Source organism: Flavobacterium amnicola, from assembly GCF_004122165.1.
In the GTDB taxonomy this organism is placed as follows: Bacteria; Bacteroidota; Bacteroidia; order Flavobacteriales; family Flavobacteriaceae; genus Flavobacterium; species Flavobacterium amnicola.
The window spans coordinates 136484-159439 of record NZ_SBKO01000002.1 but is presented as its reverse complement, the minus strand read 5'-3'; the positions used below and the strand labels follow the sequence as shown (position 1 = coordinate 159439).

Here is a 22956-nt window from a genome sequence, read left to right as displayed (position 1 = left end):
AACCTATTGTTTTTAAAATAAAAAGTCCCGAATTATCGGGACTTTTTTTATGTTCCTTGGTGATTTCGATAACATCTGTTACCAAAATTGTTAAAGCCAATTACCCTCCAATCATATCATCACCATTGTCATTTTGACGTGGTTTGTTATCTTTTTCTCTATCAGTTTTCTTTTTGTTGAAACGGTACGTAAACGAAAAGGTAATACTACGTCTTCTCCATTGCATTTCACTATGTGAAATTACTCTCGGAAGCTCAGTATCTTGAATTCTTTTACGAGAATTGAAAACGTCGTTCACATTAAAAGCAACTGTTCCCATATCTTTTAGCACATCTTTACTGAAAGATAAATTAGCCGCTGCGATTCCTTTATTAGTCCCTTGTGCCGTTTTTTGGGCCGCATTATAAGTGGCATTAGTTTGCCATTCAATTTTATAAGGTAACGTAACTTTAGAAGTAATTCGACTTGACCATGAGGTAGCTTTTCTATCAAAATTTTGAGTGATAGTTTGATTATTGGTATCAATATAACTATACTCTCCATTGTTTTTACTATTGAAGAAGTTGAAGTTACCGTTTAGTTTCCACCATTTTTTGAAATTGTAGTTTAAGGTAAACTCAAACCCTAATCTATCGTTTTCTCCAAGGTTGAAAAAAGTGGTTTCTACTACTGGAATTCCGTTGATTTTTTCTCCGGTTTCTTTTTTTACTTGCTCGAATGAACCAATAGTATGGTTGTAGTAAAAAGAAGTATTTAAGGTTAATTTATCCCATCGTTTTAAATATCCAATATCATAGGCATCTGTTAAAGACGGATTGATGTCAGGATTTCCTCTAAATAGGTTAATATTACTGGTGTAAGAAGCAAATGGATTAATAAAACGATCTCTTGGTCTAGAAATTCGTTTGCTATAGTTTATTGCCACACTACTTTGATTAGTAATTTCATAAGTTAAAAAGGCACTTGGAAACCAATTGCTGTACTTTTTAGTTTTAAAAATGTTTGAAGTCAATTGGTTTACGTCAATTTTAGAATCTTCAAATCGTAATCCTAATAAATAAGAAAACTTATTGATTTTTGATCCAAATTGACTGTAAGCTGCCGTCACATTTTCATTGTATTCTAAAATATTGGTGAATCTATCAATATTTGTATAGGGTGCTGAAAGAGTTTTTTGTTCTTCCACTTGATAATCGGCTACTGTTTTTACATAATTACCTCTGAAACCCGCTTCTAATCTTGAATCTTTTCCAATTGGCAATACATAATCCATTTGAAATAAGTTTCGCAATTGCTTGTCATTTTTACGAGTTCTCTCCGAAGTTATAAAGGCATTATCATCAACTCGAGTTCCTGTTATATAGGAATAATCTTTATCGTTATTCGAGGATACAGAATAATCAGCCGTTAACTTATGTCCATCTTTTTTAAAGTTTTTCACGAAGTTTGACGCATATTCAATGTTTTTACTATCCGATATTAAATTGTTGTAACGTTTTGTAGTTTCTTGATACTGGCGATTAGCATCGTAGTTATAATATAGAACATTTTCGATATTTCCTCCTTCATTGGTTCGGAAATTCATAGAATTGGTCCATGAAGTAGAATTGTCTAATAAAAGTTCGATTCCGAAATTAGCAGTAATTCCTTCACCAAATCGGTCGTTATTTCTTCTCTCATTAACAAATTTTTCAAGCACTCGGTTTTCATCAAAAATTTGCTGATCAATTTTTGTATTTCCGGGATTACTTCTGTTGTTGTATCCAAGAGTTGTAAAAAAGTTAGCACTTTTTTCTTTAAAATTAAGATTAGCAGAAACACCCGTGTTTTTTGGTTCACCTGCAGACACAATAAACGTCCCATTAATACCTTGATTTTTTCCTTTTTTCAATATAATGTTTAAAATACCGCCACCTCCTTCAGCATCATAACGTGCCGACGGATTGGTTACAACTTCAACTTTGTCTATAGTTTCGGCAGGGATAAGTTTCAATGCATCATTAATATTTCCCATATTGGAAGGTTTACCATCAATAAGAATACGAACATTTTCATTACCACGTAACGCCACAGTCCCTTCGGCATCGACTGAAACAGAAGGAATGTTGTCTAAAACATCGCTCACTGTACCTCCTCGAACCATAAGATCTTTACCTACAGTATATACTTTCTTGTCAAGTTTAATATCTACCGCAGTTTTTTCGGCGCGAACTACTACTTCGTCCAACGTTTTTGCATCATCACTTAGGGAAATAATACCTAAATTGGTATTTTCGGAAAATGCTTTTTCAGGAGAAGTAATTGTTTTGAACGAAATATATTCATATTTCATAATAAAGTTTCCAGGAGAAACTTCTATGCTAAATTCACCTTTAGCATCAGTCACAGCACCTGAAATGGGCTTGTTGGTATTGACACCTATTACTGTTACTGTTGCATATTCTAAAGGTTGTGAAGTTGTTTTTTCAATTACTTTTCCAGTGATTGTAATTTTTTTTCCCGCTTCTTTTTGTTGACCAAAAGTTAGTGTAGGCAACAATAAAAAGAGACAAAAAAGTCTGGTGATTAGATTCATGTTAATTGCTTTAAAGCGCAAAAATAAATCTTTGGAAATGGTAATTCTGCCAAATTATTGTTAAATGAAACTATAATATTTCATTGATTCTTTCAGTAGGTCTGGCAATTACAGCCTTATCTCCATTAACAATAATAGGTCTTTCTATCAATTTGGGATTTTCAATCATAGCGTGAATTATTTCGTCTTCCGATAATTCTTTTCCTTTATAGTGTTCCATCCAGATAGCTTCTTTTTTACGAACCAAATCCAATGCCGGAATGTTTAATTTTTTCAATAACTCTTTTAATTCCGAAGCTGTAGGAGTGTTTTCCATGTAATTAATCACTTGAAAATCAACTTTTTTGTCTTCAAGAAAACAAAGCCCTTCTCTCGATTTGGAGCATCTGTTGTTATGGTAGATTGTAATCATTTTTTATATGTATCGAATTTGTTGTATTTTGTAACAAAATTATAGGTTTTATAACTAATTGCAATAACTTAAAGAGATAACTATGTTTTTATCAAAAGCTTTTTTTCAAGGGAATCAATTTTGGAAATATGTTGTTGGAACATTATTGATAATAATTGTATCCACAATAGGGCAATTGCCTCTAATGGGAGCTATTATTTATAAATTGAAATCGGAAGGTAAAAGTTTTTATAATATCGATGAAACGCAAATGATGTCTATTTTAGGTAAAAACACGACGTTATTTTTTATGTTATTATCCTTTGCGGTTGTATTTTTTGCTATGCCTTTCATCACAAAGCGGTTACACAGTCAGAAGTTTAAAGACATGTTAACCTCAAGACTTAAGTTGGATTGGAAACGTATTTTCTTTTCTTTTTCAGTTTGGACTATCTTTCAAATTATAGTTACTATTGTCGGTTACTATGCTGCTCCAGAAGATTTTAAATGGAATTTTGAATGGCAACCTTTTTTAATATTAGCGCTAATTGCAATAATAATGATACCCCTTCAAACCAGTGCTGAAGAATTCATTTTTAGAGGTTATTTAATGCAAGGATTCGGATTATTGGCTAAAAACAAATGGTTTCCGTTACTACTTACCTCAATCTTATTCGGAAGTCTGCACTATTTTAATCCCGAAGTTGAAAAAATGGGAAGTATTATCATGGTGTATTATATAGGAACAGGTTTATTTTTTGGAATTTTAACCTTGATGGATGAGGGTTTAGAGCTTGCTTTGGGCTTTCATGCGGCAAATAATCTTATCACAGCTTTATTGGTAACTTCCGAATGGTCAGCATTGCAAACACATTCAGTTTTAAAAGACGTTTCCGATCCTAGTGCAGGTTTTGAAATATTTTTACCTGTATTAGTGGTTTTTCCAATTTTATTATATGTTTTCGCTAAGAAATATGGTTGGACGGATTGGAAAGAAAAATTAACTGGAAAGATTGAGAACCCATCAATTGTTAGTGATGTTTCAGTATAAAATTCATCCTTCGTTTAAATTAAACGGAAAATCTTATTCCAAAGTAGAATTAGTTGTTCTGGCTAATTCCTATTGTGATTCCTTTTATGACTACGAACAAGAATGTGGCCAATTTCTATCCAAATGGCTCGATGAAAAGGATACTTTAGAAGTACAAACTTCAGGAACAACTGGAAAACCTAAAATAATCAAAATTAATAAGTTAGCAATGATTAATTCAGCTATTGCTACAGGTAAATTTTTACAATTATTAGCAGGAAACTCTGCAATGTGTTGTTTACCAGTTAAATATATTGCTGGCAAAATGATGTTGGTTCGCGCTTTGGTTTTGGGATTGGAAATTGATTTGGTTGAACCTAAATCAAATCCGTTAGAATACAATTTCAAAAACTATGATTTTGTGGCTATGGTACCACTTCAGGTTGAAAATTCTTTGCAAAAATTGAATCAAATCAAGCAATTGATAATTGGTGGAGCTAAAGTAAACCAAGTGCTGGAAAATCAATTAAAAACAACCTCTTGTCAAGTATATGAAAGTTATAGTATGACCGAAACGGTGACACATATTGCTTTAAAAAAAATAGGAGAGAAGGTATTTACGGTTTTGCCAAATGTTTTCATTGCTACTGATGAGAGAGGCTGCTTGGTTATTGACGCACCACAATTAAATTCGGTAAAAATTGTCACGAATGATATGGTTGACATTCTTTCCGAAAAGCAATTCATATGGAAAGGTAGAATTGACAATGTCATCAACAGTGGTGGAATTAAACTTTTTCCAGAACAAATTGAAGAAAAATTGATCAATAGTATTGCTTCTCGTTTTTTTATAGCGGGTATTGCCGATGCAAGGTTAGGAGAAAAAGTTGTTTTGATTGTTGAAGGTGACGAATTTGCTTTACCTGAGACTATTTTTGAAACACTTGATAAATATGAGAAGCCTAAATCGGTTTATTTTCTTCCAACATTTCTTCAGACAGAAACAGGAAAAATAAAGCGGAAGGAAATATTGAAAAGTATTAATAAAAAAGAGCAACCATAAGTTGCTCTTTTTGTTTTGAATTAATCGGCGTCTGGTGTGACAATGGTAGAAGTCGATTTATGTTCTTTATGTGCAAGTGTAAAATTGAGACCACAAAATATGAAATGTGTATTGGTATTTTTAGTTAGCCCAAAATCTCGCTGCCATAAATACCCTAATATAACACCAAATGAATTTGTGGCTTGATATCCAAGTCCGCCAAACAATCGGTTTCTACTGAATGTTGGTTTGTCATCACCGGCAAAAAAGATTTCATTGTAAGTGCTGGTAAAAAACGTTTTCGCTTCGATTTTTTCTTTATTCAACGGAATAATTACATTCATACGGTATCTATAACGCTCTGTATTTATATTGAAATCAGCACCAGGATTATTGAAAAAGCGTTTTTCGGCTCTAACTCTTTGCTCCAATTTTACACGAGAAATAAATTTAGAATACACATATTGAATCCATACGCGAAATTCTTGTTTTGCTAATTTATTATCTGTGTAGCTTGCATAACGCCCTAATCCTACAAATGCCTGATGACTCTTGTTAAAATTATATCCAGCACCACCTTTTATCTCATAATAATCGACTTCAGAAAAATCAGCTATTGAGCGGGCTTGAGTCTCGGCATATACATACCAATTAGGATTGAACTTATAAGTAAGTGATAAGGTAGTAAAACCAGATAAATGTTCTTTTTGTTGTGCTGATATTTCAGCGCTCAATCCTAAAAACAAGGCTAATATTGGAAAAATTTTTTTCATTTTTGTAGTTAGAATAATGAATTAATGTGTAGTTAAAGTTGTGTGTGTTTTATGAAAATGTTAATTTTTTTAAAATTGATTTAAAAAAAAGAGACTAAGTATAGCCTCTTCTTTTTAAGAATATATTGTATTACATAAAGATCCTAAGTATATAGTAAGTTGTAGCTGCTAATACTGCTGAAACTGGGATAGTTAAAATCCAAGCCCATAATAAGTTTATAGTTACACCCCAACGGACCGCTGAAACACGTTTTGTAACTCCAACACCAATAATTGAACCTGTAATTGTGTGTGTTGTAGATACTGGAATTTTGAAATGTTCTGTAATAAATAAAGTCATGGCACCAGCACTTTCGGCAACAACTCCTTCAAAAGCCGTTACTTTAGTGATTTTAGAACCCATTGTTTTTACAATTTTCCATCCACCACTTAGCGTTCCTAAACCAATTACAGTATAACAAGCTAACGGAATCCATTCTGGCATATTGGCTTTAATTCCTTTTTCTTCATTAGGCAAAACTACTTGTAACCATTCTGGCATTTGCATTACATCTCCACCAGTTGTTCCAATATATACTGCAACAGCTGCTGCAATAATTCCCATTACTTTTTGAGAATCGTTCCCTCCATGTCCTAAACTAAAGGCCGCTGAAGATAATAATTGCGTTCTTTTTAAAACAGTTTCTGCTTTTCCTGCCGAAAAACTACTAAATAATAAACATATGGTACTTAAGCTGAAAATAATGAATCCAACTAATAACCATTTGATATTTTCTGGTTCTCCTAAAACACTCCAAAATTCTGACTCGAATCTAGGTTTTTTAATTTTTGCATACGGTTTCATAACTGAAGTTAAAAACCAAACCGTAGCAGCCATAAAAGTTAATGTAAATAACTTAGGATAGATATTTTTTTTGGCCGAATACATAAACCAAAGTGAAACCAAATAGGAGATAAGCATTCCAACAATTGGAGCCAATGCAATAAATGCAATGATGACCAATACACCACTCGGTAATAGCTCTCCTTCTTTAGCGGCTTTAAACCAGTTTACAATTCCGAATCCGTAATGCTCTGGATCGGTAACTCTTCCTGAAAAACCGTGCGCTAATGCAGCACCAGCAAAACCACCAATAAGGGTATGTGAAGAAGACGATGGAATACCTTTCCACCAGGTTAATAAGTTCCAAATAATAGCTGCAATAATTCCTGCAAGAATTACAACCAAGTCAATGCTTGATGTTTTTGCTGTTTTAGCAACCGTATCGGCTACACCAAATCCAAAAACCCAGTACGCCAAGAAGTTAAAAAAAGCAGCCCAAGCCACCGCTTGAAAAGGTGTTAAAACCTTAGTTGCTACAACTGTAGCAATTGAGTTGGCAGCATCGTGAAAGCCATTGATATAATCAAACACCAAGGCTAAAACTATAATTATGATTAGTAAAGTCATACGATTGTAATCGAAAAATCGATATTAAGAATGTTTAACAGAAATTTGTTCAATTACATTAGAAACACCTTTACATCTATCAGATGCCATTTCTAATGCTGACAATACTTCTTTGTACTTAATTACTTTGATAGCATCAGATTCATTTTCAAAAATATCAGCTACTGCTTTATCGAAAACAACATCAGCTTTGCTTTCTAATTTGTTTATTCTTTTGCAAATAGCTTTGATTGAACCGTGATTTTTTAAATCTTTCAATTCTTTTACGGCTTTGTCAATCAACTGACAAGCTTCCAAATTGATTTCAGTTAATTTACGAATCGATTTTGTGATTTTTTCTACTTGATATAAACGCATTCTACTGGCTGCACCATGCATATTGTCTGCCACATTGTCCATTGCTTTTATCAAAGCATTAATATCTTCACGATCAAATGGAGTGATGAAGTTTTTGCTTAATTCCAATTGAGTTTTGTGCGTGATTCCTTCAATTTTATTTTCTAATTCTTCAATTTTTTTGAAGTAATTTTCTCTTTCGTCTTTTGGAGCATTTACGGCTTCGTGTAAGGTTTCTGCCAATACAACTAAGGTACCGCTAGCTTGTTCGAATAAAGGAAAAAATTTAGTGTCTTTAGGAACTAAAAATTGAAAAATACTGTTAAGGTTCATAGGTTCTATTTTTTGATGTTGCAAAAGTATGTTTATAATGTTAAGAAATTATTAACAAAACATGAAACTCTCATTAAGAATGTTAGCTAATTATTACTAAATATAAAAAGGGAAGTTTAATTGTATTTTGTATTTTAGCCACTCAAATTTACAAAAATAAATTCACGCAACACATGGACTTAAACTTCAATAAAAACGAAGATCATAACAAATTACTACTATCCGATTTACGCCAACGTTTTGCTAAAGTGAAACTCGGTGGCGGTGAAAAACGTATCGCAAAACTACATGCTGAAGGTAAAATGACCGCTCGCGAGCGCATTGATTATCTATTAGATCAAAAAGAAAATGCTATCGAAATTGGAGCGTTTGTAGGTGATGGAATGTATAAAGAACATGGTGGATGTCCATCAGGTGGAGTAGTGGTAAAAATTGGATATATTTCTGAAAAGCAATGTATTGTTGTGGCTAATGATGCTACTGTCAAAGCTGGCGCTTGGTTTCCGATAACGGCAAAAAAGAATTTAAGAGCGCAAGAAATAGCTATTGAAAATAGATTACCCATCATCTATCTTGTTGATTCGGCGGGAGTATATCTTCCAATGCAAGACGAAATATTTCCAGACAAAGAGCATTTCGGAAGAATATTCAGAAATAATGCCATCATGAGCAGTATGGGGATTACTCAAATTGCTGCTGTAATGGGCAGTTGTGTAGCCGGTGGTGCTTATTTACCGATTATGAGTGACGAAGCCTTGATTGTGGATAAAACGGGAAGTATTTTTTTAGCAGGAAGTTATTTGGTTAAAGCTGCTATTGGCGAAACGATTGATAATGAAACATTGGGTGGTGCAACTACACATTGTGAAATTTCGGGAGTGACCGATTTTAAAGCCAAAGATGATGCCGATGCTTTAGACCGAATTAAAAGTATTGTTGGAAAAATGGGCGATTTTGATAAAGCAGGTTATAACCGAATCAAAGCGGAAAAACCAGCCTTAAATCCACAAGATATCTATGGGATTTTACCCAAATCACGTGCCGAACAATACGATATGATGGAAATCATCAAACGTTTAGTGGATAATTCGGAATTTGATGAATACAAAGCAGGGTATGGACAAACGATTATTACGGGTTATGCGCGTATTGACGGTTGGGCTGTTGGAATAATTGCCAATCAACGTAAAATTGCTAAAACTACTGGAGCCAAAACCAAACCAAGTGAAATGCAGTTTGGTGGTGTAATTTATTCAGATTCGGCCGATAAAGCCACACGTTTTATTGCCAATTGCAATCAGAAAAAAATACCATTAGTATTTGTACACGATGTTACCGGTTTTATGGTAGGTAGTAAATCGGAACACGGCGGCATTATTAAAGATGGTGCTAAAATGGTGAATGCAGTGGCAAATTCAGTAGTGCCAAAATTTACGGTTATCGTTGGAAATTCTTATGGTGCAGGAAATTATGCCATGTGTGGAAAAGCTTATGATCCAAGACTAATATTTGCTTGGCCAAGTGCCGAATTGGCTGTAATGGGTGGAGCACAAGCCGCTAAAGTATTAATGCAAATTGAAGCTGCTTCCCTAAAAGCAAAAGGTGAAGAAGTAGATGAACAAAAAGAACAAGAATTATTCGATAAAATAAAAGCACGATACGACGAACAAGTTTCGCCATATTATGCTGCTTCTCGTTTATGGACGGATGCTATTATAGATCCATTAGAAACACGTACTTGGATTTCTATGGGAATTGAAGCCGCTAATCACGCTCCAATAGAAAAACAGTTCAATTTAGGGGTTATTCAAGTATAAGTAAAGTATAAACTTTTCTTAAAATAGTTGACATATCAAAATCTACTACTAACTTTACGGTAGTAGATTTTTTATTTTATAGCTATGAAGAGAATAATACTGTTTTCGTTTTTGGTTTTTGGTGTTCACACTGCTTTCGCTCAACTTACGGTTGCTAAAGAAATATTTACCCGTCGTGATACCTTACAAGGTAGTTTGCGCCCAGAACGCACTTCATTTGATGTGCAACGCTATGATTTGAACATCAAAGTAGATATCGATAAAAAAAACATTGTGGGGTATAATGATATTACTTTCAAAGTAGTAGAAAATACCTCCAAAATCCAAATCGATTTGTTTGAAAACATGCAAATTGACAGTATCGTTTACAACAATAAAAAACTACAATTCAAAAGAGAACTGCTAGCTACCTTTATTCAGTTTCCAACGCCACTTCAAAAAGGGAATCAAGAAAAAATTCGTTTTTATTATTCGGGAAGTCCTGTAGTTGCCAAAAGAGCGCCTTGGGATGGCGGAATCGTATATAGTCAAGATACAAACGGAAAACCTTGGGTAGCTATGGCTTGTCAAGGTTTTGGTGCGAGTTGCTGGTTTCCAGTGAAAGATTCTCAAAGCGATGAACCCGATTTTGGCGCCTCAATTAAAGTCGCAGTTCCCAATGGCTTGAAGAATGTTTCCAATGGGCGTTTTCTTGGCAGTGAAGATTTAAATAATGGTTACACTCGTTGGGATTGGGAAGTAAAAAGTCCTATTAATACTTACGATATAACTATTAATATTGCCGATTATGTACACATTCATGACAACCACAAAGGACTGGATTTGGATTATTATGTACTAAGAGCCAATGAAGCCAAAGCGCGTAAGCATTTTGAAGAAGTAAAACCAATGATGGACTGCTTTCAATCGAAATTTGGAGAATATCCATTTAAAGAAGATGGTTATAAATTGGTGGAAACGCCTTATTTAGGTATGGAGCATCAAAGCGCTGTAGCTTACGGTAATAACTACTTGCAAGGTTATCTAGGAAATGATTTATCACGAACTGGGGTTGGATTATTATTCGATTATATTACGATACATGAAAGTGGACATGAATGGTTCGGAAATAGTATCACCAGTAAGGATATTGCTGATATGTGGATTCACGAAGGATTTACACAATATACCGAAATTGTTTTTGCCGAGTGTCAATTTGGTTACGAAAAAGCAATGGTGTATGCCAAAGGTCTTCAAAATAATGTTAGCAACGACCGTCCAATAATTGGGCATTATGGCGTAAATAAAGAGGGTAGTGGTGATATGTATCCGAAAGGTGCCTTGTTACTCAATACACTTCGTCACGTAATTAATAATGATGCAAAATGGTGGGCTATGGTTTTTAAATATTCTGAAACATATAAAAAGCAGATTATTACTACTCAAACCGTGATTGATTTCTTCAACAAAGAATCAGGGATCAATTTGACACCCATATTCAATCAATATTTAAGATACACTACTATTCCAGAATTAGAAATTAGAAAGAAAGATAAAGCTTTAGAAATTCGATGGAAAACTGATGAAGCGAATTTTGAAATGCCAATAGTTTTAGAAATTAAAGGAGTGAAAAATAGAGTTAATGTTACCAATAATTGGAAAAAATTAGAAGTAAAAACGAAATCAATTAGTGAAGTTCATCCTGATAAATCTGCATTTTATATAAAATACTGATTTCTAGTTGGTTGTTTTTAGAATCTTTAGTAAATTAGAAGGACAATTTAAAACTAAAGAACTATGGAAACTGTTAAAAGCTTGAACAAATGGGCTAACGCTCACACTTCTTATCCGCTTGATTTTTTAAGAATAGCAGTTGGGATTTTCCTTTTTTGGAAAGGAGTTTCATTTATAACCAATACAGCCTATTATGACCAATTGGTCGAACCAATAAAAAATCTTGGTGGAGGAATGCTAATTGTACATTATGTTATGGCTGCTCATATGGTGGGTGGAATTATGATTGTATTTGGATTACTGACACGTTGGTCAATCATGGCTCAAATTCCAATTTTACTGGGAGCTTTTCTTGTCAATTTCATTGGTGAAATGAATATGGGTAATTTAGTACTCTCTTTTTTATTACTAGCAATTTGTATTTTCTTCTTATTTTATGGAAGTGGTAAACACTCCGCCGATTATTACTTTAAGATGCAACAATAATATGAAATATTTAATTTTGTAAAATTACAAAGGAGCTATAAAGCTCCTTTTTCTATCTTGCAGCAGGAATATTTCCCCAATTAATTCCTCGTTTAATGCGCAATAATTGTGTTTCAGACACCTTATAGCGTTTTGCTAATTTACTTAGTGGTATATCTTCGCTTAGTCTCTTTTTGATAACCATCACTTGATGAACTGTTAATTTTTGTCTGGTAATTCGAGAAACACGAACAGCAGCTGCCTTTGCTTTTATCACATACGGACTATTTTGCTGATGTATTGTGTTTTCTTTTTGAGTCATCCATTTTAAGTTAGAATGATGATTGTTTTCTTTATCAAAGTCCAAATGTGCCACAAATTTATGCTCTTCCGAAGGACGTTCTAAAAAGTGAATAGCGACCATGCGATGTGTTAAATTCCCAAAGCTAATTTTTCGTTTGAGTTCATTCTTTTTATATTTAGCTCTATAATTTGAATTTATGGTATCATGGAGTTTTTGATTTTCCTCTATTTTTTTGGAAATATCGTAAAAAGCAGCATCGCGACCATCGCATTTGATTAATTCTTTCTCTAAACTTCTAATTTCTTTCTTTAAAACACTTATGTGTTTTCTTATTTCGTTGAAATACAGCTGATCTTCTTCTGAAATTTTACCCATAAATGAAACAGTAAACGAAGGATAACCTTCTGTTCTGGTCTGGGTGATAATAATTTCAGTGTCGCTTATTTTATTGTATTTTTTCATCTGACCATGATTGGAAATATACAACCGGAATCGCTCCATAAAAGGCGATTTAAGCTCAATTTCTTTCCAAATTTCTTCGTCATAATACTTTTTTAAATACATATAAAAAGGATTTAAATTACTCTTCTTTTTGTCCCATCATCATTAGATACGCTTTTAAAAAGGCATCCAAATTACCATTCATTACGCCATCAACATCACTGGTTTCATGACCACTTCGAACGTCTTTAATTAATTTATAAGGATGCATAACATAATTTCTTATTTGCGATCCCCATTCAATTTTCATTTTACTCGCTTCAATATCGGCACGTTGTTCCAGTTGCTTTTTTAATTCAATCTCATACAATTGAGAGCGTAACATTTGCATGGCACGTTGTCTATTATCCTGCTGCGAACGCGTTTCCGAACACTGAATTTGTATTCCAGTAGGTTTATGAAACAACTGCACTTTTGTTTCTACCTTATTTACATTTTGCCCACCGGCACCGCTAGAGCGGGAAGTTGTAATTTCGATATCGGCTGGATTAATGTCTATTTCAATACTATCATCCACCAAAGGATATACATAAACTGAAGCAAACGAAGTATGACGCTTGGCATTACTGTCAAATGGCGAAATACGCACCAAACGGTGTACCCCATTTTCTCCTTTTAAATAGCCAAACGAATATTCTCCTTCAAATTCAAGAGTGACCGTTTTAATACCGGCTGTATCTCCTTCTTGATAATTCAGTTCTTTTATTTTGTACCCATTCTTCTCGCCCCACATCATGTACATACGCATTAGCATACTGGCCCAATCACAACTTTCAGTACCACCAGCACCTGCTGTAATTTGTAAAACAGCGCTCAGCGAATCTCCTTCGTCAGAAAGCATGTTTTTAAACTCAATATTCTCAATATGTGTATTGGTTTGCTCGTATAATTCATCTAATTCTTCTTCTGTAAATTCACCTTCTTTATAAAAATCGAAAGCAATTTGAAGTTCATCAGTCAAATTCACGGCCTTTTCGTAGTCTTCCACCCATTTTTTCTTCGAACGAAGATTTTGCACAATTACTTCAGCTTCTTTAGGATTATTCCAAAAATCGGGAGCAAATGTTTTCTCTTCTTCGTTGGTAATTTCAATTAGTTTGGCATCAATGTCAAAGATACCTCCTCAACGCACCAAGGCGCTCCACAATACCTTTTATTTGGTCGGCATTTGTCATAAAATTTTTATATTTTTGATTTTTATATTTAACTTAAAATATGGAATGCATCCATAAGAAGTAGGTCAATTAAATATATATTTGGATTCACTGGTAAAAATATAAAAAAAATGTATATCACCAAAATTAAGGATACTCGAGTAGTATAAATCTTACAAAATTAAATTTTATTTTAAAATGGAAATAAATTTGGTCAGTGATACTGTCACAAAGCCTACACAAGAAATGTTACACGCCATGTTTAGTGCTAAAGTAGGGGATGATGTGTACAAACAAGATCCAACCATTAATGCCTTGGAAGAAAAAGTAGCAACCATGTTTGGCATGGAAGCCGCATTGTTTTTTCCTTCTGGAACAATGGCTAATCAAGTAGCATTAAAATTACATACACAACCTGGTGATGAAATTATTTGTGATAAATGGTCGCATATTTATTTATATGAAGCGGGCGGTGCTGCTTTTAATAGTGGTTGTTCTTTGAATTTGGTAGATGGAAATCGCGGAATGATAACTGCGGAGCAAGTCCAAAAATCGATCAATGACCCTGAATTTTTTCATGCACCTTTAACGAGTTTGGTTAGTATTGAAAATACAACGAATAAAGGGGGTGGAGCGTGTTACGAAATCGAAACATTAAAAGAAATCAAACAAGTTTGTGTCCAAAACAATTTAAAATACCATCTTGACGGGGCACGACTTTGGAATGCGATGATTGCTAAAAATCAATCTCCAAGACAATTTGGTGAATTATTCAATAGTATTTCGGTTTGTTTGTCGAAAGGACTAGGAGCCCCAGTTGGTTCGGTGTTAATTTCGGATGCAAAAACGATAAAAAGAGCTTTACGAATTCGTAAATTATTAGGAGGAGGAATGCGTCAAGCAGGCTATTTAGCAGCTGCTGGAATTTATGCTTTGGACAATCATTTTCTACGTTTGGCTGATGATCATCGAAGAGCAAAAGAAATAGGCAATTTATTACAAAAATTACCTTGGATCGCCTCTGTAGAACCCGTCGAAACAAATATTTTGATATTTTCAATTCAGTCCTATCTAGATGAAAAAGTAATCATTCAAAAACTAAAAGAAAAAGGAATACATATTAGTGCTATGGGACATGGCAAATTACGTATTGTAACCCATTTGGATTACCGACAAGTAATGCATGAATATGTGTTAGATATTTTACCTAAAATTGTGATATAAATATTTGTCTGGTTAAAAAAACCAGACAAATATTAAGTCTACTTAAACATATCCAAACCAGGAATATTAGGCATGCCTTCTTTGGCTACAGCGCCAAGTTCGGCTTCGTTTATGGTAGTGGCTTTTTCTATAGCTTTGTTTAAAACCAAAACTAAATAATCTTCCAATTGCTCCTTATCGGTTAGTAAACTATCGTCAATTGTTATACTTCTGATAGTTCTATTTGCGGTTAATGTCACTTCTAAAAGACCATCTGAACTTTTTTCGTCAACTAAAACAGTATCTAATCTTTTTTTAGTGGCTTCTACTTTTTGTTGGGTTTCTTTAAGTTTACCCATCATTCCCATTATATCACCAAACATTTTAATTTCAATTTAAATTAACGAAACAAAATTAGTAAATTGCTACCCAAATAAACAACTAAATAAAATGAAAAACCTAATAAAAATAAGTCTAATTAGCTTTATTTTTGCTGCACCAATTAACAATATAATTGCTCAAAACAAAATGTCAAAAATTACACTGCCACCAGTGGCTAAAATTGTTCCAAAAAATCTTGAAAAACATGGTGATGTTCGTGTTGATAACTACTATTGGCTAAACCAACGTGAAGACAAAGAAGTAATCGATTATTTGACAGCCGAAAATAAATATTATGAGGAAATGACTGCTCATACTAAAGGTTTTAGAACTTCTTTATTTGAAGAAATGAAATCTAGAATAAAAGAAGATGATTCTTCAGTTCCTTATTTATATAATGGGTATTGGTATATCTCTCGTTTCGAAAAAGGACAAGATTATCCAATACATTCACGCAAAAAAGGAGCTTTGACAGCTGCTGAAGAAGTAATGTTCAATTGCAATGAGATGGCAAAAGGACATTCTTATTTTCAATTATCGGGATTAAGTGTTAGTCCGAATAACACCTTTGCAACCTTTGGAATTGATAAAGTAAGCCGAAGAATTTATACCATTCAAATTAAAAATTTAGTAACTGGTGAAATTCTTGCTGATAAAATTGAAAACACAACAGGAGGCTCTGTTTGGGCAAATGACAATCAAACCATTTTCTACACAACAAAAGATCCTATAACACTTCGTTCGGATAAAGTTTTCCGTCACAAAATCGGTACTGATGCCAAAGAAGATGTTTTGGTTTTTGAAGAAAAAGACGACACTTATAGTGTTTTCTTGTACAAAGAAAAATCAAGAAAATACATTGTGATTGGTTCACAGAGTACTATGACTTCTGAATACCGCTTTTTGAATGCCGACACTCCGGAAGCCGATTTTAAATTGTTTCAAAAACGTACACGCGGATTAGAATACAGTATTTCTCATTTTGGGGATAGTTTTTATGTTTTGACAAATAAAGACAAAGCCACTAATTTCAAATTGATGAAAACCTCCGAAGCTGCTACCGAAAAAGAAAATTGGAAGGATGTTATAGCACATAGGTCAACTGTTTTATTAGAAGATATCGAAATTTTTAAAGACTATTTGGTTGTTGAAGAACGTGATAACGGTTTAACAAAACTTCGCATCATGCCTTGGAGCGGAACAGGTGAATATTATCTTCCATTTGAAAGTGAAACGTATAGTGCCTACACAACAACGAATGTTGATTTTGATACGGATGTATTGCGTTACGGCTATCAGTCGCTAACAACACCTTCTTCGGTTATCGATTTTAATATGAAGGACAAAACTAAAGTGGTTTTAAAAGAACAAGAAGTTTTAGGCGGAAAATTTGATAAAAAGAATTACGAAGAAAAACGTATTTGGGCAACTGCAAAAGATGGAACCAAAGTTCCTATTTCATTGATTTATAAAAAAGGAATCAAATTAGATGGTAAAAATCCATTATTGCAATATGCCTATGGTTCGTATGGCTATTCTATGGATTGTACGTTTTCAACGACTCGTTTAAGTTTGTTGGATAGAGGATTCATTTATGCTATTGCACACATCCGTGGAGGAGAAGACTTAGGACGACCTTGGTATGAAAACGGAAAGTTATTGACCAAAATGAATACGTTTACTGATTTTATTGATTGTTCAAAATACTTAATCGAAAATAAATACACATCTCCCAAACATTTATACGCTGAAGGTGGCTCGGCTGGAGGATTACTTATGGGAGCTGTAATTAACATGGCACCCGAATTATATAATGGAGTTATAGCTGCTGTTCCTTTTGTAGATGTTGTTACCACAATGCTAGACGATTCGATTCCGTTAACTACAGGCGAATATGACGAATGGGGAAATCCAAACGAAAAAGAGTATTATGACTATATGAAATCGTATTCTCCTTATGATAATGTAGCCAAAATTGCTTATCCTAACATGTTGGTAACAACAGGATTACACGATTCACAAGTACAATATTGGGAGCCAGCAAAATGGGTGGCTAAATTAAGAGCTATGAAAACCGATAAAAATTTGTTATTTTTAGACACCAATATGGATACAGGACATGGTGGTGCTTCTGGACGCTTTGAAGCATTGAAGGAAGTAGCCAAAGAATTTGCTTTCTTGTTAGATTTGGAAGGAATTAAAAAATAATTAAATTTTTTTTATAAATTTGCAAGGTTTTGGATACTTGATTTCCAATACTAATGCCACTAATTTTATATGGGAAAAGATATTAAAGCTTATAATAATATTTTAGAATTAATAGGGAATACACCGCTTATCAGGCTAAATAAAATTACCGATGATTGCAAAGGTAATTTTTATGCTAAAGTTGAAGCATTCAATCCAGGTCATTCTACAAAAGATAGAATAGCTCTTTATATTATTGAAGAAGCAGAAAGAAGAGGGATTTTAAAACCAGGAGATACTATTGTTGAAACCACTTCTGGTAACACTGGATTTAGTTTAGCAATGGTAAGCATTATTAAAGGATATGATTGTATCCTTGCAGTAAGTTCTAAATCTTCGCCAGATAAAATAGATATGTTAAAGAGTATGGGAGCAAAAGTGTATGTTTGCCCTGCTCACGTATCGGCAGATGATGAGCGTTCTTACTACAATGTTGCCAAGCGTTTACATGAAGAAACTAAAGGATCGGTATACATTAATCAATATTTTAATGATTTAAATATTGAAGCGCATTACAAAACTACTGGACCAGAAATTTGGGAACAAACTAATGGACATGTAACACACGTAGTGGCTTGTACAGGTACAGGAGGAACTTTATCAGGAATTGGAAAATTTCTGAAAGAAAAAAATCCAAATATCCGTATTTTGGGTGTTGATGCTTATGGTTCGGTAATTAAAAAATATCACGAAACCAAAGAATTTGATGTGGAAGAGATTTATCCGTACAGAATTGAAGGTTTAGGTAAAAATTTAATTCCAACGGCAACAGACTTTGATGTAATTGACAAGTTTGTAAAAGTAACCGATGAAGAGAGTGCACACATGACTCGTAATATCGCAAAAACTGAAGGTTTATTCGTAGGTTATACTTCTGGAGCAGTAGTTCAAGCTATTAAGCAATATGCTGAAGAAGGCGAATTTGATGAAAATAGTAAAGTAATTGCAATTTTTCCAGATCACGGTTCACGCTACATGAGTAAAGTATTTAATGACGAATGGATGAATGCTCAAGGTTTCTTCGATAGCGTAAATGCAGAAGAACAAAAAATTGAATTTATAAAGTAACTTTCGCAGAAAGTATTAAAATAAAAAAGCGGTTTTTCTTAATTGAAAAGCCGCTTTTTGGTTTGAATTGGTAATAGTTTATTTTAAATATTTTTCAAATCCTGAATCAAATAAACTTACAAAAGCATTATTTATCGTACCGTCCGAATTAATAATCATCGTTCTGTGGATTTTAGTAATCACCCATTTTTCTTTAATTTCCTCAAAATTTGAGGCATGTAACTCGGTAATATTGAATTTCGATTTTCCTAAACTTTCTTTCCAGTTTTTATCCGAATCATCAATATTAACAGCAATAAAATTCAAATCCGGATATTTCTGTTTTAATTCGATAGCACGTTTGTGAGCCATTTCCATATGAGATTTTGCTTCTGATGTCCAGAAGAAAATAACTGTTTTTAATCCGTTTGTGTTTAATTTGCTTACTTTTTTATTGTCTAACCCAACCAATTCAATTTCAGGCAGGTTTTTACTTTTCGCCAAAATTTGTATTTGAGTACCTATTTTTTTGATTTTTTGCTTACTTTCCTTATCCGTAGAAAGCTGATAGTATTTATCTAAAAATGCTTTATTGTGCTGTATGTTTTGATCTTCTAAAAGATACATAAAAGCAATATTATGTAACACCGAGTTTTTAATTGTAGTATTCGTAAATATTGAATCGGCAACTTTTAGTTTTTTAATATTATTTTCTAAGGAATACGTATCATTGTCTTGACACGTAACATTATTTAACATAGATGTTAAATAGCCCACAAATGGTGCGAAATATGTCAGTTTGTTATTATTGAAGTCTATTTCTTTGCGGTAACAATAATAATCTTTTGGTAAAATTTTACAAACATCGTCACTGGTTCTGAATTTGTGAACCATCGGATACATTTCTTTTTTTGCCAAATATGGCATTTCCAACATGGACTTTGCATATAAATCGAAATCTTCTGTCCAATCAATTTCTTCTTTTCTTCTATCGTAAAATGCCTTCTTTATTTTTTGATCTTTATTGATTTTAGATTCGAACTTTTTCAAATCATAATCGTAAATTCCAAAAGAAGTGTTTTTTTCATTTTCATTCTTCAAAAACAACTCAATTAAAAAGTTATTTTTCTCATCTCCACGTCCACAAAAAGTAAGTGAATTGTCAAATTCTTGCGTATTCAAACGAATCATCAAACTATCACCTTTGTCAAAATAAATATATTGATATTCCGGATCATGTTTAAAAGTGTACATTCCAGAGGATAACGTATCGTATTTTTGAAGAAAACGATTGTTTTTGTCTAATTCTATAGTATCAATGACTTCATTGTCTTTGCACAAATAGACAAATTTAGAATTCGGATTTATAATTTCACCGCCGAAATAAGAAGCACCATCATTTCCTTTAAGTATATCGTTACATGATATAAAAAGAATAGGTGATGATAGTAAAGTTAGGAATAGTAGTTTTTTTAAATAGGCAATCATTATAAATCATTTATGACAAACAAATATATTTTTATAATTTATATAATCTTGTTAATGTACAGTTAAAGTTAACTTAGAGATATATTAAAGTATTGGCTCAAAACTCCACTATTTTTTCTACTTTTGCAACACTTTTTAAAAAATAAATAAATGCTTACAGTTTCTAATTTATCAGTTCAATTTGGTAAACGAATTTTATTTGACGAAGTAAACGTAACTTTTACTCAAGGTAACTGTTACGGAATTATCGGTGCAAATGGTGCAGGAAAATCAACCTTCTTAAAAATACTTTCAGGCGATATCGATCCTACTTCAGGACGTGTTATTCTTGAGCCTGGCAAACGTATGTCAGTTCTGAATCAGAACCACAATATGTTTGACGAATATACTGTTTTGGAAACCGTTTTAATGGGTAACAAGACTTTATTTGCGGTTAAAAAAGAAATGGATGATTTGTATGCCGATTATTCTGATGATAAAGTAGATAGAATAGGGGAGTTACAAGTACAGTTTGAAGAGATGAACGGATGGAATGCCGATTCGGATGCTGCCACAATGTTATCGAACTTAGGTATTGGAGCCGATTACCATTATACACCAATGGGTGAGATGGAAGGAAAATTAAAGGTACGTGTGCTTTTAGCGCAAGCTTTATTCGGAAATCCTGACGTACTTATCATGGATGAGCCTACCAACGACTTGGATTTTGAAACCATAGGTTGGTTGGAGAATTTCTTAGCAAATTATGAAAATACAGTTTTAGTGGTTTCACACGATCGTCACTTCCTTGATTCTGTTTGTACGCATGTTTCGGATATCGATTTTGGAAAAATTAACCATTATTCTGGAAATTATACCTTTTGGTACGAATCATCACAATTAGCCGCCAAACAAAAAGCACAACAAAACAAAAAAGCGGAAGAGAAAAAAGCCGAATTAGAAGAATTTATTCGTCGTTTCTCTGCGAACGTAGCCAAGTCGAAACAAGCTACTTCTCGTAAGAAAATGATAGAGAAATTAAATATTGGTGAAATTAAACCGTCAAGCCGTCGTTATCCTGCTATTATATTTGATCAAGAACGTGAAGCCGGAGATCAAATATTAAATGTTCAAGGTTTGGCCGCTTCAGTAGAAGGTGATGTTTTATTCAAAGATGTCGACTTAAACATGGCAAAAGGGGATAAAGTAGTGGTTTTCTCTAAAGATTCACGTGCTACAACTGCTTTTTATGAAATATTAAACGGAAATATGACTGCTGATGCTGGTACTTTCGATTGGGGAATAACAACAAATCAATCGTATTTACCAGGTGATAACCACAGTTTCTTTGAAAACGATTTAACATTAGTAGATTGGTTACGCCAATGGGCAAAAACAGAAGAAGAGCGTGATGAAGTTTACGTTCGTGGTTTCTTAGGGAAAATGATTTTCTCTGGAGAAGAAGCCTTAAAAACGGGTCGTGTATTATCCGGAGGAGAAAAAGTACGTTGTATGTTGTCTCGAATGATGATGTTGCGTGCTAATGTTTTAATGTTAGACGAACCAACCAATCACTTGGACTTAGAATCGATTACAGCGTTTAATAATTCCTTGAAAAACTTTAAAGGTTCAGTATTGTTTACTACGCATGACCACGAGTTTGCACAAACTGTTGCCAACCGTGTGTTAGAAATCACTCCAAAAGGAGTAATTGATCGCTACATGACATTTGATGAATACCTTGAAGATGAAAAGATTCAAGAATTGAGAAAGAAAATGTATTCTTAATATTTAAAATCCCGCCTTTAAGCGGGATTTTTTTTTCTTACCATTTGGCAAGCTTTTTCATTGCTTTTAAATTTAAATCTTTTAAAGGAATACTAAACATATTTTCAACACGTTTCCCATCAATCACTTTAGTTCTCGAAAAAAGAAACTGTTGATTTTTTACATCAATATTTGGACAAAATTCACTTACTTCTGAATTAATTTTATTTCCCAAATTGATAGGATGACTCCATTTGTTATTTTTATTAAAACTGATATACAAGTCAGTATCACCTAATCCACCTGTCTTATCTGAAAAGAAAATAATAAAATCTTCTTTTGGTGAAATATAAGGATTGGATTCGTTCATGTCGGAATTTATAGGACCGTCAAGAAGTTGAGCCCTTTGGTATTTATTGTCAACAAAGTAACTCACATAGATATCATTACTTTTTGTTCTTCTTGTAAAATAAATATTCTTGTTAGCTGAAATCGTTGCATAAAAATCACTTGAAGAGGTATTGATAGCATCGGTTAATTTTTCTGGATTAGTCCAACCAGTTTTGGTTTTATGAATCACAAATACATCAAAACTATTTTCCTTATTTTCAAGTGAATTGTACAATATAGTTTTACCATCTGGAGAGAAAGCTGGGTCAATTTGTTTGTATTTTGGATCAGCAAAAAAGGCCAATTCCGGTTTTTGCCATACATTATTAATTTTTCGAGATTGGAAAATGCGTAAAGAGTCTCTTCCTCCATAAGCTTTTGTATAAAGCAGCATATTTCCATCTGGTGAAACGGTAACACCGAAGGCATCATTATCCCTAATAAGAAGGGGTTCAAATTGCCTTAGTTGTCCAAATGCGAAGGTTGTAATGAAAAAGGAGCAGGCAATAATAAATTGTTTCATTTTGATTGTTTTTGATTGATTTCTATTGCAAAAATTGTGACAATTAT

General features: G+C 33.3%; 19 protein-coding genes. 9 read left to right on the top strand and 10 right to left on the bottom strand.

The window, feature by feature from the left end; genetic code table 11:
- Positions 1 to 100 precede the first annotated feature (100 nt).
- Both EQG63_RS06225 and arsC read right to left on the bottom strand, forming a co-directional pair.
- A complete protein-coding gene (locus EQG63_RS06225) occupies positions 101 to 2575 on the bottom strand; it encodes an outer membrane beta-barrel family protein (RefSeq protein WP_129435497.1) in 2475 nt (824 codons plus the stop codon).
- Between the two features lie 70 nt (positions 2576 to 2645).
- A complete protein-coding gene (gene arsC, locus EQG63_RS06220; RefSeq protein WP_129435496.1) occupies positions 2646 to 2987 on the bottom strand; it encodes an arsenate reductase (glutaredoxin) in 342 nt (113 codons plus the stop codon).
- A gap of 82 nt (positions 2988 to 3069) precedes the next feature.
- Here arsC and EQG63_RS06215 point away from each other — a divergent pair, with 82 nt between their 5' ends.
- Complete coding sequence (locus EQG63_RS06215; protein ID WP_129435495.1) at positions 3070 to 4017, top strand: CPBP family intramembrane glutamic endopeptidase; 948 nt, start codon at positions 3070 to 3072, stop codon at positions 4015 to 4017.
- Positions 4004 to 5059 (top strand): AMP-binding protein, encoded by a 1056-nt coding sequence (locus EQG63_RS06210; RefSeq protein WP_129435494.1) that lies wholly within the window; start codon positions 4004 to 4006, stop codon positions 5057 to 5059. The genes EQG63_RS06215 and EQG63_RS06210 overlap by 14 nt, the downstream gene beginning before the upstream one ends.
- 20 nt (positions 5060 to 5079) lie before the next feature.
- Here the strand turns inward: EQG63_RS06210 and EQG63_RS06205 are convergent, their stop codons facing one another.
- From EQG63_RS06205 to EQG63_RS06195, 3 genes are all read right to left on the bottom strand, one after another.
- On the bottom strand, positions 5080 to 5811 hold the full coding sequence (locus EQG63_RS06205) for a DUF2490 domain-containing protein (RefSeq protein WP_129435493.1): 732 nt from the start codon (positions 5809 to 5811) through the stop codon (positions 5080 to 5082).
- A gap of 130 nt (positions 5812 to 5941) precedes the next feature.
- Positions 5942 to 7261, bottom strand: coding sequence for an inorganic phosphate transporter (locus tag EQG63_RS06200; protein ID WP_129435492.1), 1320 nt, complete (start codon positions 7259 to 7261; stop codon positions 5942 to 5944).
- A gap of 24 nt (positions 7262 to 7285) precedes the next feature.
- Entirely contained in the window at positions 7286 to 7930 is a 645-nt protein-coding gene (locus EQG63_RS06195; protein WP_129435491.1) for a DUF47 domain-containing protein, read from the bottom strand.
- A gap of 173 nt (positions 7931 to 8103) precedes the next feature.
- Between EQG63_RS06195 and EQG63_RS06190 the strand changes: the two genes are divergently transcribed.
- The 3 genes from EQG63_RS06190 (at position 8104) to EQG63_RS06180 (ending at position 11946) form a co-directional block, all read left to right on the top strand.
- Positions 8104 to 9747: an acyl-CoA carboxylase subunit beta gene (locus tag EQG63_RS06190; protein WP_129435490.1), complete on the top strand. Its 1644-nt coding sequence runs from the start codon at positions 8104 to 8106 to the stop codon at positions 9745 to 9747.
- 84 nt (positions 9748 to 9831) lie between these two features.
- The gene (locus EQG63_RS06185) at positions 9832 to 11460 is read left to right on the top strand and encodes a M1 family metallopeptidase (RefSeq protein ID WP_129435489.1); all 1629 of its coding nucleotides are present in this window, start codon (positions 9832 to 9834) and stop codon (positions 11458 to 11460) included.
- Positions 11461 to 11523: 63 nt separating this feature from the next.
- On the top strand, positions 11524 to 11946 hold the full coding sequence (locus EQG63_RS06180; protein WP_129435488.1) for a DoxX family protein: 423 nt from the start codon (positions 11524 to 11526) through the stop codon (positions 11944 to 11946).
- 52 nt (positions 11947 to 11998) lie between these two features.
- On the opposite strand, the gene EQG63_RS06175 is transcribed toward EQG63_RS06180, so the two are convergent.
- Complete coding sequence (locus EQG63_RS06175) at positions 11999 to 12793, bottom strand: HNH endonuclease (RefSeq protein ID WP_129435487.1); 795 nt, start codon at positions 12791 to 12793, stop codon at positions 11999 to 12001.
- Positions 12794 to 12809: 16 nt separating this feature from the next.
- Positions 12810 to 13905 (bottom strand): peptide chain release factor 2 gene (gene prfB / locus EQG63_RS06170; protein ID WP_129435486.1). Its coding sequence is split into 2 segments (ribosomal slippage): positions 12810 to 13841 and positions 13843 to 13905, totalling 1095 coding nucleotides; the frame shifts between segments, so codons are not numbered across the junction.
- A gap of 177 nt (positions 13906 to 14082) precedes the next feature.
- On the opposite strand from prfB, the gene EQG63_RS06165 reads away from it, so the two are divergent.
- Positions 14083 to 15108 (top strand): threonine aldolase family protein, encoded by a 1026-nt coding sequence (locus EQG63_RS06165; protein WP_129435485.1) that lies wholly within the window; start codon positions 14083 to 14085, stop codon positions 15106 to 15108.
- 38 nt (positions 15109 to 15146) lie between these two features.
- On the opposite strand, the gene EQG63_RS06160 is transcribed toward EQG63_RS06165, so the two are convergent.
- Positions 15147 to 15470 (bottom strand): YbaB/EbfC family nucleoid-associated protein, encoded by a 324-nt coding sequence (locus tag EQG63_RS06160; RefSeq protein ID WP_129435484.1) that lies wholly within the window; start codon positions 15468 to 15470, stop codon positions 15147 to 15149.
- 67 nt (positions 15471 to 15537) lie between these two features.
- Here EQG63_RS06160 and EQG63_RS06155 point away from each other — a divergent pair, with 67 nt between their 5' ends.
- Complete coding sequence (locus EQG63_RS06155; RefSeq protein ID WP_164974470.1) at positions 15538 to 17676, top strand: S9 family peptidase; 2139 nt, start codon at positions 15538 to 15540, stop codon at positions 17674 to 17676.
- 69 nt (positions 17677 to 17745) lie between these two features.
- The gene (locus EQG63_RS06150) at positions 17746 to 18783 is read left to right on the top strand and encodes a PLP-dependent cysteine synthase family protein (RefSeq protein ID WP_129435482.1); all 1038 of its coding nucleotides are present in this window, start codon (positions 17746 to 17748) and stop codon (positions 18781 to 18783) included.
- A 78-nt stretch (positions 18784 to 18861) separates the two neighbouring features.
- Here EQG63_RS06150 and EQG63_RS06145 read toward each other — a convergent pair whose 3' ends face one another.
- Positions 18862 to 20250 (bottom strand): TlpA family protein disulfide reductase, encoded by a 1389-nt coding sequence (locus EQG63_RS06145; RefSeq protein WP_129435481.1) that lies wholly within the window; start codon positions 20248 to 20250, stop codon positions 18862 to 18864.
- A 150-nt stretch (positions 20251 to 20400) separates the two neighbouring features.
- Here EQG63_RS06145 and EQG63_RS06140 point away from each other — a divergent pair, with 150 nt between their 5' ends.
- Positions 20401 to 22017 carry an ABC-F family ATP-binding cassette domain-containing protein gene (locus EQG63_RS06140; RefSeq protein ID WP_129435480.1) on the top strand — a complete coding sequence of 539 codons (1617 nt, stop codon included), beginning with the start codon at positions 20401 to 20403 and terminating at the stop codon, positions 22015 to 22017.
- 37 nt (positions 22018 to 22054) lie between these two features.
- Here EQG63_RS06140 and EQG63_RS06135 read toward each other — a convergent pair whose 3' ends face one another.
- Entirely contained in the window at positions 22055 to 22909 is an 855-nt protein-coding gene (locus EQG63_RS06135) for a TolB family protein (RefSeq protein WP_129435479.1), read from the bottom strand.
- Positions 22910 to 22956: the final 47 nt, after the last annotated feature.